The 16,362-nt window shown below is 67.6% G+C and carries 9 protein-coding genes and 3 pseudogenes; 7 read left to right on the forward strand and 5 right to left on the reverse strand.

Features of this window, described 5'->3' with window-relative positions; translation table 11 throughout:
• Positions 1-126 precede the first annotated feature (126 nt).
• The 5 genes and pseudogenes from EHO50_RS15690 to EHO50_RS15715 form a co-directional block, all read left to right on the forward strand.
• Positions 127-954, forward strand: a pseudogene (locus EHO50_RS15690) (LacI family DNA-binding transcriptional regulator); the annotation flags it as partial.
• A 14-nt stretch (positions 955-968) separates the two neighbouring features.
• Positions 969-1,471, forward strand: a pseudogene (locus tag EHO50_RS15695) (carbohydrate ABC transporter permease); the annotation flags it as partial.
• A gap of 277 nt (positions 1,472-1,748) precedes the next feature.
• Positions 1,749-3,548, forward strand: a pseudogene (locus tag EHO50_RS15700) (RICIN domain-containing protein); the annotation flags it as partial.
• Positions 3,549-3,978: 430 nt separating this feature from the next.
• Positions 3,979-6,102 (forward strand): glycoside hydrolase family 2 protein, encoded by a 2,124-nt coding sequence (locus EHO50_RS15705; RefSeq protein WP_128430783.1) that lies wholly within the window; start codon positions 3,979-3,981, stop codon positions 6,100-6,102.
• Between the two features lie 198 nt (positions 6,103-6,300).
• On the forward strand, positions 6,301-6,867 hold the full coding sequence (locus tag EHO50_RS15715) for an SMP-30/gluconolactonase/LRE family protein (protein ID WP_425472189.1): 567 nt from the start codon (positions 6,301-6,303) through the stop codon (positions 6,865-6,867).
• 96 nt (positions 6,868-6,963) lie between these two features.
• Here the strand turns inward: EHO50_RS15715 and EHO50_RS15720 are convergent, their stop codons facing one another.
• Genes EHO50_RS15720 through EHO50_RS15735 form a run of 4 tightly spaced genes read right to left on the reverse strand, consistent with a single transcriptional unit; the run spans position 6,964 to position 12,237 of the window.
• Positions 6,964-8,979 carry a beta-galactosidase gene (locus tag EHO50_RS15720; RefSeq protein ID WP_128430784.1) on the reverse strand — a complete coding sequence of 672 codons (2,016 nt, stop codon included), beginning with the start codon at positions 8,977-8,979 and terminating at the stop codon, positions 6,964-6,966.
• Between the two features lie 47 nt (positions 8,980-9,026).
• Positions 9,027-9,911 carry a carbohydrate ABC transporter permease gene (locus tag EHO50_RS15725; protein WP_128430785.1) on the reverse strand — a complete coding sequence of 295 codons (885 nt, stop codon included), beginning with the start codon at positions 9,909-9,911 and terminating at the stop codon, positions 9,027-9,029.
• The gene (locus EHO50_RS15730; RefSeq protein WP_128430786.1) at positions 9,908-10,888 is read right to left on the reverse strand and encodes a carbohydrate ABC transporter permease; all 981 of its coding nucleotides are present in this window, start codon (positions 10,886-10,888) and stop codon (positions 9,908-9,910) included. The genes EHO50_RS15725 and EHO50_RS15730 overlap by 4 nt, the downstream gene beginning before the upstream one ends.
• Positions 10,889-10,926: 38 nt before the next feature.
• Entirely contained in the window at positions 10,927-12,237 is a 1,311-nt protein-coding gene (locus EHO50_RS15735) for an ABC transporter substrate-binding protein (protein WP_181449628.1), read from the reverse strand.
• Between the two features lie 506 nt (positions 12,238-12,743).
• Between EHO50_RS15735 and EHO50_RS15740 the strand changes: the two genes are divergently transcribed.
• Both EHO50_RS15740 and EHO50_RS15745 read left to right on the forward strand, forming a co-directional pair.
• Positions 12,744-13,781, forward strand: coding sequence for a LacI family DNA-binding transcriptional regulator (locus EHO50_RS15740; RefSeq protein ID WP_128430788.1), 1,038 nt, complete (start codon positions 12,744-12,746; stop codon positions 13,779-13,781).
• A gap of 226 nt (positions 13,782-14,007) precedes the next feature.
• Positions 14,008-16,068: an RICIN domain-containing protein gene (locus EHO50_RS15745; RefSeq protein ID WP_128430789.1), complete on the forward strand. Its 2,061-nt coding sequence runs from the start codon at positions 14,008-14,010 to the stop codon at positions 16,066-16,068.
• A gap of 23 nt (positions 16,069-16,091) precedes the next feature.
• Here the strand turns inward: EHO50_RS15745 and EHO50_RS45050 are convergent, their stop codons facing one another.
• Positions 16,092-16,256: a hypothetical protein gene (locus tag EHO50_RS45050; protein ID WP_246101181.1), complete on the reverse strand. Its 165-nt coding sequence runs from the start codon at positions 16,254-16,256 to the stop codon at positions 16,092-16,094.
• Positions 16,257-16,362: the final 106 nt, after the last annotated feature.

Consider the following 16,362-nt stretch of genomic DNA (forward strand, 5'->3'; position numbering starts at 1 on the left):
GAAGTTGCGCTGTGCGCGCTATTGACGCGTGCTGCTCCGGCTGCATAGATATGACCGCGCGGTCAGTGATCGCGCGGTCATAGCGCTGACTTCGTCCGATGCAGGGATACGCCGCCGGGAGACTTCATGGCACGAGTAGTGAGGCGGAGCGCGCGTTCGCCCGCGCCGCGCAGCGAGGACGTGGCCCGTGTGGCCGGGCTCTCGCGCAAGACCGTGTCGCGGGTCCTCAACAACGAGCCGTACGTCTCTGACGAGGTCCGCGGACGCGTCCTTGAAGCCGCCGAGGAACTGGGCTATCGACTGAACCACGCGGCGCGGGCGCTGGCTTCGGGGCGGAACCGCTCCATCGGTGTGGTCGCCCTGGGGACAGCAGGGTACGGATCCGCCATGCTTCTCGTCGGCATCGAGAAGGCGGTGCGGGACGCCGGTTACGCACTGCGTGCGGTCAACACGGCGGACGGCGACCCGGATGGCATCGCCGGCGCCGTTATGTCGCTCCTGGAACAGGGAGTTGACGGCGTCGTCGTCTCCGAACCCATTGTGGAAGGCGAGGTTCCTGTCAGAGCCGATGTGCCGGTCCTCTTCCTGGGTGCGCCGCCGGCTCTCATCTCCGCCCGGACTCTGACCGTGGGCGTGGGCGCCCATGCTCTGGCCCGGGCGGCGACCGAACACCTGCTGGATCTGGGACACACGACCGTTCATCATGTCGCCGGTCCCGGGCGGTGGTACGCCTCCAAGGACCGTCTCGAAGGCTGGCGGGCGGCGCCGGCCGCCCGGGGCGCGCACGAACCGTCGGTGATCGAGGGTGACTGGTTACCCACCTCCGGCTACGCGGCAGGCCGCGAGCTGGCTGCGGACAGCTCCGTGACCGCCGTGTTCGTGGCGGGCGACGACATGGCCATCGGCGTGATCCACGCCCTGCGGGAGGCCGTCCGCCGGGTGCCGGACGACATGTGCCGCCCGCGCGCCCGGCCACCGCCCTGGCCATCCCGACCTATCTGCTGTTCGCCAAGGTCGGTCTGGTCAACACTCCCTGGGCGATCATCCTGCCCTCGCTGGTCAGCCCCTTCGGCCTCTACCCGATGCGCGTCCACGCGGCCGACGCCGTCCCGGACAGCTTCCTGGAGGCCGCCCGCATCGACGGCGCGGGGGAGGCGCGGATCTTCTTCCGGATCGCCCTCAGACTGCGGGCTCCGGGCCTGGTCACCGTTTTGCTCTTCACGCTCGTGGCGACCTGGAACAACTATTTCCTTCCACTGATCATGCTCAACGATCCGAACCGGTACCCCATCACGGTCGGCCTTCCTCTTGGGCCGTCCAGGCCCAGAACGGCGGCGCCGGCGCCAGCAGCGACATGCTCCCGCTCGTCGTGACCGGCTCCCTGATCTCCATCGTCCCGCTCGTCATCGCCTTCCTCCTGCTGCAGCGCTACTGGCAGAGCGGCCCGGCCATCGGAAGCGTCAAGCAGTGACGTACGAGCGCACCCCCCCGTCGTACTTCCCACGCTCCACCGGCGGTTCTCCCTACGGGAGTTCTGCCTGCCCGCGTGCTGTTCGTCGCCGTGTCAACGTCGTCCACAACCGGAGCCGACAGCCCGTCGGTGTCGCCGCCATCCCTGGATCTGGTCCGACGTCCTGGACGACAGCCCGGTCCCCGCGGGCCGCCGAACTCGAGCTCGACGCATGGGACGTGCGGGTGTTCGTCACCGGACGAGCATCACCCCTGACCATCCCTCAAAGGAGAGGCACATGCAGACAAGACGACTGGGAAAGGCGCTGGGAACCTTCATCGCGGCATCTGCGATGGTGGCGGTCCCCATGAGCAGCGCGCAGGCGTACAACCCGACGGGCGGGACCCTCTACCAGCTCGGAAATGAACCGTGCCTGAAGGGGCGGGGCAACTGTGCGATCTACGTGAAGTCGGCACAGCTGCAGAGCGGACGTCTGGTCGCGTCGTTCGAGAAGGCCACGGTCGTGCCGGAGACGGGAAGCGCTGACGGAGAGACCCTCCCGATCTACAAAAGCGACGACTACGGCACGTCGTGGCAGCCGCTGTCGGAGGTGAAGGCTCCGGCGTATCTCTCCAGTGACCCCCAGTACGCGAAGTACAAGAGCAACTGGGGCGCCCCCTTTCTCTACACGCTTCCGCAAGACCTCGGGAACCTGAAGAAGGGCACGCTGCTCCTCGCAAGCGTCGTGACGGGCGACGACTACTACTACAAGGAGCACAAGGCAGCCGATCCGAACTGGACTCCGTCCAACGACGGGGACCGCAGTGACATGGCGATAGCCCTGTACTCCAGCACCGACGACGGCGTGACGTGGGACGTCGTCAATGTCATCGCCACAGGGGGTTGGCAGGGCGGCAGCGCGGGCGCGGTCGGCAAGAACGTCGCCAAGGCGAACACGTACAAGCAGGTGGATCCCCTCTGGGAGCCGTACCTGATGGTCTACCAGGGCAAGCTCGTCTGCTACTACTCGGACGAGAACGACTACCTCGGCTTCGATCCGGTATCCGGCATACCGAAACTCGACCCTGCGAATGACACCGCTCCGGACTCGCACGGCCAGATCCTCGTCCACAAGACCTGGAACGGCCGCAGCGCGCAGTGGAGCGAGCCCGTCGTCGACGTCGCGGGCCTGACCCAGGACATGGGCGGCGGCAAGACACAGATCGGAGGCGGCAGGCCTGGCATGACGACCGTCGTCCCGACGACGGACGGCAAGTGGCTGCTCCCGTACGAGTACTGGGGCGGCGGAACCAACACCCGGTACGTGATCGCCGACGACCCGCTGAAGTTCTACCGCGGCTCCACGGACAACCCCGTCACCTCACTGCCGGTCGACGCCGGTTCCCGTCGGCTCGCGGTGAACGGCAGCCCGGTCGTCATCAACCTCCCCGACGGGCGCCTGGTGTACAACGCCGCCGGCAGCGGCAACGTCTGGGTCAACGAGAGCGGACGCAGCGACGGCGTGTGGAAGGAGTACCAGACGAATGCACCGGCCTCCTACACCCGCAACCTGCAGTACGTCGAGGGCACCGGCCGCATCGCGATCCTCAACCACCAGGGCACCTCGACGATCCGGTACTCCGAGGTCGACCAAGGCCGCTCGGACGGCGCCTACTACCAGCTCGTGAACCGCAAGACCGGGCAGGTCATCGGCACCGGCGGCAAGACCAACGACGCCAACATCGGCAACGGGGACGTGCCCGACGTCCGCCTGGAGGACGCCGGCTCGGTGGCGAACAAGGACACCCAGTACTGGCACCTGGTCACCAAGGCCGATGGTGCCCTGACGCTGCTGAACAAGTCGGGCGGCCGTGCCGCCGGCATCTGGACGGCGAATCCGACAGTCGGCCAGCGGATCGGCCAGTGGGTCGACGACACCCCGGCGGGCCTGTGGAACCTCACCAGGACCGCTGACGGCTACTACAGGTTCCAGGCGGCCAAGAACACCAACGTATACCTGACCGGTGCATCCGCTGGGGCGCCGCTGACCCTGCAGAACGCGGTCGCGGACGGCTCGCAGGAGTGGCAGCTCGTCCAGCAGGCTCCGACCTCCGCGGACCTGACGAGGGACAAGCGGTCGAAGAATCTGATCGCGGCGAACGAGGTCGGGGTGAAGGCAACCGTGTCGCTGGACGCGGCGGCGTCGGACCCCGCAGGCCACGCCCTGCACGCGAACACGACGGGCCATGTCTACGTGTTCGCAGCCGACGGGCAGGTCACCGACCTCGGTCCGGTCTCCTTCGACGAGGACCAGAAGGCCGGCGTGACGCTTCCATCGACGTTCGCGGGCGGAAGGAAGATCAAGGTGGCCGTGGTCTTCGACGACACACCGCTGATGTGGGACGCCGTCACTGTGCGGGCCGCTGCCATCGAACGCTGACCCGGAGGTTGGGGTGAGCAGCCTCGTCGGCTCACCCCAACCTCAATTGCCTGCCCTCTACTCCACCACTGCGGAAGTGAGTTCTGAAATGAAGGGTTTCCCTACGCGCCGGCAGGTGCTGAGCGGTACGGCTGGAGGAGTGCTGGCCTCGTTGGCGGGGATTCCGCTGGCCAACGCCGCCTCTGCTGCGACGTACACGGCGCCGAATCCGCGTGTGCGCATCGATCTCAACGCGCAGTGGCGATTCATCAGAGCGGACGTCACAGGTGCGCAGCAGCCCGGATTCGATGACGCCGGGTGGACGTCGGTCAACACGCCCCACACCTGGAACGCGGTCGACGGCGCCGACGGCGGCAACAACTACTACCGCGGAGTGGGCTGGTACCGCCGCCATTACACCGTGCCGTCCGAACTGGCCGGGAAGCGGCTGTACCTGCAGTTTGCCGGGGTCAACCAGGTCGCCGACGTCTGGGTCAACGGCACGTATCTGGGGCAGCACCGAGGTGGATACTCCCGGTTCAGGTTCGGCGTCACCGGTGTGCTCGTCCCGGGCGGGGACAATGTGATCGCGGTGAAAGTGACCAACGCCCGTGACACTGATATCGCGCCGGTGAGCGCGGACTACACCTTCGAGGGCGGCATCTACCGCAATGTGAGCCTGTGGGCCGTCGACAACCTCCATGTGCGGATGGAGGACTACGCGGGTCCCGGTATTTATCTGCGGCAGAGCAATGTGACCGCGGCGTCGGCCACGGTGACCGTGACGACGAAGCTGTGGAACGACAGCAGTACCACCAGATCGGTGGTGGTCCGCAGTGTCATCGCCGACAGGAGCGGGACCGTCGTAGCGGAGACCAGCAGCACCGCGCAGACCGTCGCCGCGGCCACCGGCGCCGAGATCGGACAGACCGTCCGCATCGACCGCCCACGCCTGTGGAACGGCCTGGCAGACCCGTACCTCTACAACGCCAGCGTCGAGATCCATGACGTCACCGCGGGCGCGGACAGGGTCGCGGATGTGGTGACCGAACGCCTGGGCCTTCGCTCCATCGCCGTGAACGCCGACACCGGCTTCCACCTCAATGGCAGCCGACTCGGTCTGCACGGCGTCAATCTGCACCAGGAGCGGGCCGGCAAGGGCTGGGCGATATCCGACGCCGATCACATCCAGGACTTCGACCTCATCCGGGAACTCGGGGCCAACGCCGTCCGGATGGCGCACTACCAGCACGACCAGAAGGACTACGACCTCGCTGACGAACGTGGGCTGATCGTGTGGGCGGAGATCCCGCTGGTCAACTCCGTCACCGACTCGACCGCCTTCACCACCAGTACCCAGAACCAACTGCGTGAGCTGATCCGGCAGAACTACAACCACCCGTCGATCGTCTTCTGGGGCATCGGCAACGAACTCACCGATTACAACGGCACCGCCACGAACAGGCTGCTGGCGTCACTGGCCGGCATCATCGAGTCCGAGGACCCCGACCGGCTCTCCACCTACGCGGTGCGTGGCGAAGACCCTGACGACGCGCAGTCCGGGCTGCACACGCAGGTCACGGGATTCAACAAGTACTACGGCTGGTACTACGGTTCGAAGGACGGTGAACTCGGTGCGTGGGCCGACAGCCTGCACGCGAACTCCCCGTCCCGCAGGATCGCCATGTCGGAGTACGGTGTCGGCGCCAACACCGCTCAGCACGCCCTCAACCCGCCGAAGCCCGAACCGGGTGGTTCCTGGCACCCTGAGGAGTACCAGTCGCTGTTCCACGAAGCGGCTTGGAAGCAGCTCGCCGCCCGCCCGTACATGTGGGGCACGTTCGTCTGGGCCATGTTCGACTTCGCCTCCGACGGCCGCAACGAAGGAGGCCGGCCCGGGATCAACGACAAGGGCCTGGTCACCCACGACCGACAGATCCGCAAGGACGCCTTCTACTGGTACAAGGCCAACTGGGCGAGCACGCCAACCCTCTACATCACCAGCCGCCGCTGGACCCAGCGAACCGACGCCACCACCGAACTCAAGGTCTACTCCAACGCGGACAGGGTCACCGCCACCCTCAACGGCTCCTCCCTGGGCGCCGTGAGTAGCAGCGACCGCATCTTCAAGTGGGCCGGCGTCACACTGAAGCCGGGGCGGAACACCGTCGTGGTGACCGCGACCATCAACGGCTCCACCTACACCGACACGGTCGACTGGACTCTCGGCTGAGAACCTCCGCTCCGAGGTCCCTGTCTCAAAGCGATGACGCCGGATCCGTCACGGCCGACGGACCGTCCTGGTACAAGGAGGCCACTCCCGTCCTCGACCTCGAAGGGAACCCACAGCCCGTCTCCGACGCCCTGCTCGACGAGTCCGCCGTGATCCGGCACACCGGCAGGCCGCGGCCGTTGGATCGACGGCCGGTACGTGTACGTCGACATCCTCAGCGGTCGGCTCTTCGAACTCCGCGAGGGCACCGAGCCGACGGTCCCGTGCCAACTGGCCCGGTTCGACGTGCCGTTGGGCGCCGTCGCGCCGGTGGGGGACCGGCCTGGAACGTGGATCGCCGCCGCGGGCACCGGCATCGCGCTGCTCACCGCCGACGGCGCACTGGAATGGCTGGACCGCCCCGAGGGCCGCCCCACCGTCCCCAGCCGCCTGAACGACGGTGTCGCGGACCCCGCAGGCCGCTTCTGGGCCGGAAGCACGGCCTACGACGGCACCCCCGGCGCGGGCTCGCTCTATCGAACGGACCCCGACGGCACGGTGGTACGCGTCCTCGACGGCCTGACCATCGCCAACGGGCCGGCCTTCACCGCCGACGGCACGACCATGTACGTCGCCGACACGGCCGTCGGCAACCATCCTCCGCTGCCGGGCGACCTCGCCTCCGGCGACCTCGTCGGCGGCGGCGAGGTGCTGAGCGTTCCCGTACCGGTCTCAGGAACGGCGGGCTGCTCCTGGCGCCGACTGCGTCCGGCCGCCACCGCTTGACCGCCCGGATGCACTGATCAGCGGCTCCGGCACAGCGGAAGTGACCGGGCCGCGCACCTGGCGTGGTGCCGCGGTCCGGTCACTTCGGCAGGTGGATCAGCGGGGCTCGCGGACCACGGCGACGCCTCCCGGTGGGACGGTGACGGTTCCGGTGACCGGTGTGCCGGTGAGGAGTTCGACGCCTTCGGCAGGGGGTTCGGCGCCCTTTCCGGTGTGGTCGATGAGGAACAGGTAGTCGGCCTCCGCGCCGCGGCGCCGGACGACCTCGATCCCGGCGGGTACGTCCTGCTCAGGTGTGACGCCGGCGTCCTGATGGATGCGGTCGAGCAGGGCGGCGAGCGTGTCCTGGTCGGGGTGGGTGCCCAGATACCAGGCGGTGCCGTCGCCGTGCCGGTGGCGGGTGACGGCCGGGTGGCCGGCCAGTGGGCCGTCGGCGTGGGAGGCGACGGCCTGCGCGCCGGTGAGCCGGATGCGTTCCGACCACAGGTCGGCCGTGGCACCCGACGCCACATCGCCGGTCAGGCCGGTCGTCTCGCCCGGCAGCAGGGGGAAGAGCTCGTCGGTGACCACCCCGAGGACATCGCGGAACGCGCCGGGGTAGCCGCCCAGGTACACATGGGCGTTCTCGTCGACCATGCCGCTGTGGAAACCGACGGCCAGCGTGCCCCCGCGCTCGGTGAACCGGGCGAGGTTCGCCGCGGCTGCCTCCGTGACCAGGTACAGCGAGGGTGCCAGGACGAGTTTGTAGCGGTCGAGTTCGGGGTCGTCGGGGCGTACGAAGTCGACGGCGACCCCGGCCCGCCACAGGGGGGTGTACCAGTCCCGAACAAGGTCCTGGTAGCGCAGCTCGCCGCTGGGCTGGGAGGGCAGTTCCAGAGCCCAGCGGGCGTTCCAGTCCCACACGATCGCCACCTGTGCCGTGCTGGTGGAGTCCCGCACCTCGGCCAACGCCCTGAGATCGGCGCCGAGTTGGACGACGTCCCGCCAGATCTGGCTGTCGGTGCCGGCGTGCGGCAGCATCGCCGAGTGCCACTGCTCGGCGCCCGCCTTCGCGGCCCGCCACTGGAAGAACGCGATGCCGTCGGCGCCGTGGGCCACGTGCGCGAGCGCGTTGCGGCGCATCTCCCCGGGGAGCTTGGCTCGGTTGACGGGCTGCCAGTTGACGGCACCGGTCGAGTGCTCCATGAGAAACCACGGGCCGCCCGCGAGCGAGCGCATCAGGTCGCCGTGGAGGGCGATGTCGACCTCGGCCTCCGGGTCGTCGGACATCAGGTAGTGGTCGTTGGAGAGGATGTCCAACTCCGGTGCCCAGCGCCAGTAGTCGAGGGCGTCGATGGTGCGCAGGACCAGGAAGTTGGTGGTCGCGGGGATGTCCGGAGCGGCCCGGCGCAGTACCTCGCGTTCGGCGGTGCACAGGGAGAGCAGTTCGTCGGAGCAGAAGCGGCGCCAGTCCAGCTGGTGGGTGGGGTTCGGGGGAGCCGCGGTGGCGCGGGGCGGCAGGATCTGGTCCCACGAGTAGTACCACTGGCTCCAGAACGTGGTGCCCCAGGCGTGGTTGAGGGCGTCCAGGTCGTCGCCGTAGCGGGCGCGCAGCCAGGTGCGGAAGGCGGCGGCGCTGGTGTCGCAGTAGCAGGCGTCGTTGTGGCAGCCGTATTCGTTGTGGATGTGCCACATGGCGACGGCCGGGTGGGTGGCGTAGCGCTCGGCGAGGGCTTCGGCGATCCGCAGCGCTGCTCGGCGGTAGGCGGGACTGGACGGGCAGAAGGTCTGGCGGCTGCCGTACGACAGTGTGCGGCCGTCCTTGTCGACCGGCAGCGCTTCCGGGTGCGCCTTGAAGAACCATGCCGGCGGGCAGGCGGTCGGGGTCGCCAGGTCCGCGTCGATACCGTTCTCGTGGAGCAGGTCGAGGATCTTGTCCATGCGGGCGAAGTCGTAGACGCCCTCGGCCGGTTCGAGCAGCGCCCAGGAGAAGATGCCGACGCTGACCATGGTCACCCCGGCCTCGCGCATCAGGCGCATGTCCTCGGCCCAGACCTCCTCGGGCCACTGCTCGGGGTTGTAGTCACCTCCGTAGGCGATTCCAGGTATGCGAAGACGGCGTGCGGTACTCACTGGCGGTGCTCCGGGAGGGGTGTAGGGGAGGGGCAAGTGGGGGTGTGTCAGCCCTTGTTGGCGCCCAGGGTGAGGCCGCTGACGAACTGCCGCTGCAGTACGAAGTAGACGATCAGGGTGGGGATCGCGGTGAGCAGGGCGCCCGCGGCCACCAGGTTGGGGTCCGTGAAGTACGCGCCGGAGAGGTTGTTCAGCGCCGAGGTGATCGGCATGTTCTCGCCGGTCGAGATCAGGACCAAGGCCCAGAAGAAGTCGTTGTAGATCCAGATGGACAGCAGCGTGGCCAGGGCGGCCATCGCCGGCTTGCACAGCGGCAGCACGATCTGCCAGTACATGCGCCACACCGAGGCACCGTCGACCAGGGCGGCCTCAGTCAGTTCGTGCGGGAGCGAGCGCATGTAATTGGCGAGCACGAAGGCGCAGAAGCCGGACTGGAACGCGACGTGGATGAGAACCAGGCCGAGCGCGGAGTCGTAGAGCTTGCCGGACATGGTGATGCCGGGCAGGTCGATGAGCAGGTACATCCGGTACAGCGGGGTGATGATGACCTGCTGCGGGAGCAGGTTGCCGGCGGTGAAGATGAGCAGCAGGGCGAGGTTGAGGCGGAAGTCGAAGCGGCTGACGTAGAAGGCCACCATCGACGACAGGAACAGCGTCACCAGCACCGCCGGCACGGCGATGATCATCGTGTTGACGAAGTAGTGACTCATGTCCGACTGCTGATACGCGTTCGTGAAGTTGTCGAAGCTCAGCTTGTCGGGCCAGGAGACATAGCCCTTCTCGCTGGTCTCCGCGTACGGCCGCATCGCCGAGTACAGCGCCCACAGCAGCGGTGCGAGCCAGGCCAGCGCCGCGCCCGCGAGGAAGAGGTGCAGCAGGACGCGGGCGGGGCGCACGGGCGTACGGACCTTGGTCATGACGGTGGTGCTCATGCGCGCCGCTCCTTCCGGAAGGTGGCCACCAGGTAGGGAATGATCACGACGAGGGAGATCAGCAGCAGGACGACCGCGATGGCGGAGCCGTATCCGATGCGGCTGGACTCGCCGATGATGTTGTTGGTGACCAGGATCGAGAGCAGCTCGGTGCCCTCGGCGCCCTTGTTGAAGACGAAGACCAGGTCGAAGGCGCGCAGGGCCTCGATGATGGTGACGACCAGGACGACGGTGTTGGTCGGGCGCAGGGTGGGGAAGATGACGTTCTTGAACGTCTGCCACTCGTTCGCGCCGTCGAGCGCGGAGGCCTCCCGCAGCGAGGGGTCGACGCCCTTCAGGCCGGCCAGGTACAGGATCATCATGTAGCCGGTGTGGCGCCAGGACGCGGCGATGAGGATGGCCCAGAGGTTGAGGTCGGGGTCGCCGATCCAGTCGATGTACTTGCCGGGCTCGTTGGCCCCGATGACGCTGTTGATCAGGCCCGTGTCGGGGTTGTAGACGAGCTGCCAGACGAAGCCGATGACCGCCATGGAGAGCACGACGGGCAGGAAGAACGCCGTCTGGTAGACGCGGCTGAACCGGATCTTCTTGTCCAACTGCACGGCCAGAAACAGGCCGAGTGGCGTGGGGATCGCGATCAGGACGACGAACCAGATCACGTTGTGCTCGAGGGCGGGCCAGAACTGCGGGTTCTGCTCGAAGAGCTCCTTGAAGTTCTGGAGCCCGACCCACTGGATCGAGTCGAAGCCGATGCCGTCCCAGGTGGTGAAGGCGAGGGCGATGGAGGCCAGGGCGGTGACCCAGACGAGGGCGACGTGCAGGATCGTCGGCACGCCGGCCATGAAGCCGAGCGTGATCCGGTCGCGGCGGGTCAGCAGGCGCTGGTGGCCGTGTGGAACCCGCCTCTTCGGCGTCGCGGCGCCCGGAGGCGGCACCGTGGCCGCCTCCGGGATCTTCGTGGTCGTTTCGGAGCTCATGGTGTCGGTGTTCATCCGCTTCAGAAGGGGGGTCGGGCTCAGCCGGACGCGAAGATCGTCTTCTTCTGGCGCTCGATCGAGGACAGCAGGCTGTCGATCCCCTTGGGGTCACGGATGAACTTCTGCAGCGCGGGCTGCATCACCGTGGAAGTGAAGTCCGGCCGGCTGTCACGGTCCATGAACTGGGTGAGATGCTTCGCCTGAGTGATCATCTCGTAGCCCTTCTTCTGGAGGGCGCTGTAACCGGAGGTGTCGGCCTTCGAGGAGGCGGCGATAAGGCTCGGGTCGGCCTTCAGGTAGATCTCCTCGGCCTGGGCGGTGCCCAGGAATTCGAGCAGCTTGACGGAACCGGCGTGGTTCTTGGGCTTCTTGCTGAGCATGATGCCGTCGGTCGGCGCCTCCACGGTGTCCTGACCGTACGCCGGGTCGATCTCGGGGAAGGCGAAGAAGTCGAGGTCGTCCAGGTCCGCCTTGTCGGTGAACTGCTGGGCCACGAACATGCCGAGCATATACATGCCGGCCTTCTTCGCCACCAGCGTCTGGGCGGCGTCCTGCCAGGTACGGCCGACCGCGCCCTCCTGGTGGTAGGGCAGGGTCTCGGCCCAGGTGTCGAAGACCTTGCGGACCTTCGCGTCGGTCCACGAAGCCTTGCCCGCCATCAACTCGACGTGGAAGTCGTAGCCGTTGAGACGGAAGTTGATCTGGTCGAAGGAGCCCATCGCCGGCCAGGCGTCCTTGTCGCCGTACGCGATGGGGACGAGGCCGTCCTTCTTCATCCGCTTGCAGAGAGCAACGTACGCGTCCCACGTGGTGGGGACCTCGTAGCCGTACTTCTGGAAGACGCTCTTGCGGTAGAAGACCGCCCACGGGGACGTGGTGAGGGGCACCAGGTAGTACTTGCCGTCCTGACCCTTGCTCAGGTCATGCATGGCACTGGGGAAGTTGCCCCCGATCGTCTTCCACACGTCGTCGATCGGGGAGGCGAGCCCCTTGGCCGCGAAGAACTGCATCCGGTAGCCGGCGAACCACTGGAACACGTCGTCCGGCGTGCCCTGCAGGTAGGTGTTGATTTGCTCCTGGAACGTGTTGTGGTCCTTGGTGTTGATGTCGACCGCGATCCCGGACTGCTTCGTGAAGGCCGCGTAGACGTCGGCGTACCCCTTCTTCGGTACGGCGTCGGACGCGTTGGATCCCACGGTGACGGTCTTGGGGTCCGACGAGGCGGAACTGCCGGCGCAGGCACTCAGCAGGGGGATGCCGGCACCCAGTACCGCGGCTCCGCCGAGCCCGCGGAGCACGGTGCGGCGGCTGGTGGCAGGCATGGCCTGACCAAGGGATGAATGGTGCATTTCGACTCCTGACAGGGCTGGCGGTACCCAGACTTGGCGCGTCAGTCGGAAGAGGGGTGGCGGAGAGGCAGCCGCTGAGTGACCAGAATCAAACACGATCAAACAAACACGATCGGTGGACGCCAGGAAGCGTGAACGCTCCGTGTCCTCGCTGTCAAGGCTCCGCGTCCGGCAATTCGTGATGGATCAGGTTCGGTCAGGAGCCCGACGTGCGGGCAACCGGAGTGGACGGACAGTACTGGCATGGCTGCCCGTCGAGTCGTCCCGTACGGAGTAGTAGGCGTTTGAGCTGCAGAAATGCATGCCGGGCGCGCTTCATCGGGCACTTGCGGCAGCCCCCTCCACCCGGCCGTGGGCCCCGGTGTCCGCTCACACCAGAGGCAAGTGGCATTGCGGGAACTCTTGACGCGGGCTCGGCGGATGCGTACACATTGACCGCGCGGTCTGACCGCGCGGTCACGTAATTGACCTCGTTCGATGGAGAACACACGGCCAGGGGAGACTTCATGACAACAGGGGTGGAGCGCGGTGCCGGCTCCTCCGCGCCGCGCAGTGAGGACGTGGCCAGGCTGGCCGGCGTCTCACGCAAGACGGTCTCCCGGGTCCTCAACAACGAGCCGTACGTCTCCGACGAGTCCCGACGGCGCGTCCTGGCGGCCGCCGAGGAACTCGGCTACCGGCTGAACCACGCCGCCAGGGCACTGGCCTCCGGCCGTACCCGCTCCATCGGTGTGGTCGCTCTGGGAACAGCCGGGTATGGAACCGCCTCCCTGCTCGTGGGCATCGAACAAGCCGTACGGGACGCCGGTTACGCGCTTCGCGTGGTCAACACACCGGACGGCAACCCGGAAAGCATCGCCGGCGCGCTGGAATCGCTCCTGGATCAGGGCGTGGACGGCATCGTCGTCTCCGAACCCATTGTCGAAGGTGAAGTCCCGCTCGGCGTCGACGTGCCGGTCCTTTTCCTCGGAGCCCCACCCGCCTTCACTGCCGCCCGGACACTGACCGTCGGCGTGGGCGCCCATCAGCTGGCGCGCGCGGCCACCGAACACCTCCTGGACCTGGGGCATTCGACCGTTCATCACCTTGCCGGGCCGCGGCGGTGGTACGCCACCAAGGACCGCATCGAGGGATGGCGGGCGGCGCTCGCGGCCCGGGACGCGCATGAACCGCCGGTGCTGAACGGCGACTGGTCGGCGGCTTCCGGGTACGCCGCGGGGCGCGCGCTGGCCTCGGACCGCTCGGTGACCGCGGTGTTCGCTGCGGGCGACGAGATGGCCATCGGCCTGATCCATGCCCTGCGGGAGGCCGGGTGCCGGGTGCCGGAGGACGTCAGTGTCGTCGGTTTCGACGGAAACCCGGTCTTCGCCTACGTGTCTCCTCCCCTGACCACCGTCCGCCAGCCTTTCGAGGCCGCGTCAAGCGAAGGAATCCGGCTACTCCTGCACGCCATCGAGAAGCCCGAAACCGCTCTGCCGCCGGCGAACGACCCGCCCGTCGAACTGATCGTCCGCGGCTCGACCGCGCCTCCGCCCTCCCGCTGACCCCACCCTCTGGTTTCACTGCTCCGGCGCACCCAAACGCCGGGGCACCCCACCTATGCCATTCCGCGCCTGTCGCGCCGCGTTCCCTGCGCTCGCGAGCCGCGCCCGGCAGCGGCGCCCGACGGTCCCCCCGGGCGTCGCGCCCAACGAACTCCGCCGCGTCACTCTGAGCCGTTCCGAGCCGGCGGACACCGAAACACCCTTCCCTTTCCCCCTGGGAGCCGCAATGTCCCCGTCGCAGACAGGCGCCAGACCCGGCGCCGCTCCGCGTTCCCGTCCCACCTCCTTCTTGGCCCTGGCCTTCATCCTGCTCGTCACGGTGATGACCATGGTCCTGCCCGCCGGCCGGGCGGACGCCCTGGCCCGCCCCTCGCAGACGATGTACACCCCGCCGTCGGGCGCGCCCTCGCCCGGGTCGCTCTACCCGCGGGGGCTGCGTCTGCAGCACAACGGCTCATCCAACGGCACCATCCTCGCGACGTTCGAGCAGTACACCTCGGGCAGACCGGTCTTCCCGATCTACCGCAGCACGGACAACGGCGACTCCTGGTCGAAGATCTCCGAGGTCGCCGACACGCAGAACGGCTGGGGCATGCGCTGGCAGCCCGAGCTGTTCGAACTGCCCACTGCGGTGGGCGGCTTCCCGGCGGGCACCATCCTGGCCGCCGGAGCCTCGGTCCCTGCCGACCGCTCCGCCATCAAGATCGATGTCTACGCCAGCACCGACCGCGGACAGACCTGGACGTTCGTCAGCAACATCGCCACCGGCGGCCCGGCATACGACCAGAGCGGCAACGGCAACACCCCCGTATGGGAGCCCTTCTTCCTCTACGCCAACGGCAAGCTGATCGTCTACTACTCCGACCAGCGCGACCTCGACCACGGCCAAAAGCTCGTGCACCAGGTCACCACGGACCTGCGCACCTGGGGTCCGGTCGTGGACGACGTGGCGATGCCCACCTTCAGCCACCGCCCGGGGATGCCCACCGTCGCGAAGCTGCCCAACGGCAACTACATCATGACGTACGAGTACGGCGGCTCGCCCTCGGGCAACTTCGCCGTCTACTACAAGATCTCCTCCGACCCGGAGGCGTTCGACTCCGTCACGGGCATTCCCCTGCGGTCGACGGACGGCGCGGTCCCCACCAGCACCCCGTACGTCACATGGCTACCGACCGGCGGTCCGAACGGCACGCTTGTCGTCGGCGCCTACAGCACCAGCGACCTGTTCCTCAACACCCAGAACGGCGCCGCGAACACCTGGACGCGTATCAGCTCCAACGTCGCCAACGGCTACAGCCGCGGCATGGTGCCCCTGTCCGACGGCCACAGCCTGCTCGTGCTCAGTGGCGGTAACGGAGGCCCCGACCTCTCCAACTCCGTCACCTACAGCACCATCGACCTGGGCGGCGGCATCTCGGACGGTGCGACCTACACCCTGTCCAACGCGGGCAGCGACCTGAAGCTCACCATCGCCGGCGGTTCCACCACCAACGGCACCACCGCGACCCAGCAGAGCACCACCAACGCCACCGATCAGCAGTGGCGCTTCGTGCGGCAGCCGTCCGGCTACTTCAAGATCTTCAACGTCGCCAGTGGCAAGGTCCTCGGTGTGGAGAGTCAGTCCACCGCCGACGGCGCCAGGATCCTGCAGTGGGACGACAATGGCACCTTGGACCACGAGTGGGCCGTCGCCCCGCACCAGGCCGGCGGGTACACCATCACCAACCGTGTGACCGGCAAGTACCTGGAGATCCCGAACGCCTCCACCGCGGCCGGCACCGCCGCCGTCCAGTGGAGCGGCACCAGTTGCGCCTGCCAGCGCTGGAACCTCACCCAGACCGCTCTGCCGCCGTTGGGCACCGGGCAGTACGTCCTCGTCAACAAGAACAGCGGGAAGTACCTGGACATCCCGCAGGGCTCGACCGCCACCGGTACGGCCGCGAACCAGTGGCAGAACTCGGCCTGTTTCTGCCAGCTGTTCACCTTCCAGTCCGCCGGCGGCGGAGCCTGGACCATCAGGAACGTCAACAGCAACCTCAATCTGGACATCCGTAACGGCTCCACCGCCGCCGGAGCCGCCGTCGTCCAGAACACGCCGTCCGCCGCGAACTCGCAGAAGTGGACCCTCACCGACGCGGGCAACGGCTATTACGAACTCAAGAACGTGGGCAGCGGCTTCAACGCCTCCGTCGCCCAGTCCTCCACCAGCAACGGCGCGGCAGTCGTGCAGTGGAACGACCTGAACATCGACGACCAACTCTGGAAGATCGTCCGCATCAACTGAGTGGCCGTCCGAAGAAGGACGTGTCAGGCGGTCGTGCCGGTCACCAAGTCCCCGGACTTGGTGACCTGGTACGTCACCGTGGCGCCGCTCCACAAGTGGAAGGTGAGGGTTGAGGTCGCCGCGACCCAGGCGGCACACCCGCCCACGACCCGGCGTTCGCGTTCCGAAGTCCCCGGTTTCCTCGGCATGACCGTCGAATGCTGGACCTCGTCCTCGTTCAGAGTTCCGAGCGCCGTTGCTGTCGCCCGACTGGGCGAGCCTGCTCCGCTGTGCCGGCCGTCCCTCCGTGATCGG

It is taken from the genome of Streptomyces cyaneus (genome assembly GCF_004028635.1).
Taxonomy (GTDB): domain Bacteria; phylum Actinomycetota; class Actinomycetes; order Streptomycetales; family Streptomycetaceae; genus Streptomyces; species Streptomyces cyaneus.

What these genes read in the sequence shown, in the direction of transcription:
- EHO50_RS15725 (WP_128430785.1), bottom strand. Translation starts at nt 9,911, where the DNA reads ATGAGCACCACCGTCATGACCAAGGTCCGTACGCCCGTGCGCCCCGCC.
- EHO50_RS15735 (WP_181449628.1), bottom strand. Translation starts at nt 12,237, where the DNA reads ATGCACCATTCATCCCTTGGTCAGGCCATGCCTGCCACCAGCCGCCGC.
- EHO50_RS45050 (WP_246101181.1), bottom strand. Translation starts at nt 16,256, where the DNA reads ATGCCGAGGAAACCGGGGACTTCGGAACGCGAACGCCGGGTCGTGGGC.
- EHO50_RS15740 (WP_128430788.1), top strand. Translation starts at nt 12,744, where the DNA reads ATGACAACAGGGGTGGAGCGCGGTGCCGGCTCCTCCGCGCCGCGCAGT.
- EHO50_RS15730 (WP_128430786.1), bottom strand. Translation starts at nt 10,888, where the DNA reads ATGAGCTCCGAAACGACCACGAAGATCCCGGAGGCGGCCACGGTGCCG.
- EHO50_RS15705 (WP_128430783.1), top strand. Translation starts at nt 3,979, where the DNA reads ATGAAGGGTTTCCCTACGCGCCGGCAGGTGCTGAGCGGTACGGCTGGA.
- EHO50_RS15745 (WP_128430789.1), top strand. Translation starts at nt 14,008, where the DNA reads ATGTCCCCGTCGCAGACAGGCGCCAGACCCGGCGCCGCTCCGCGTTCC.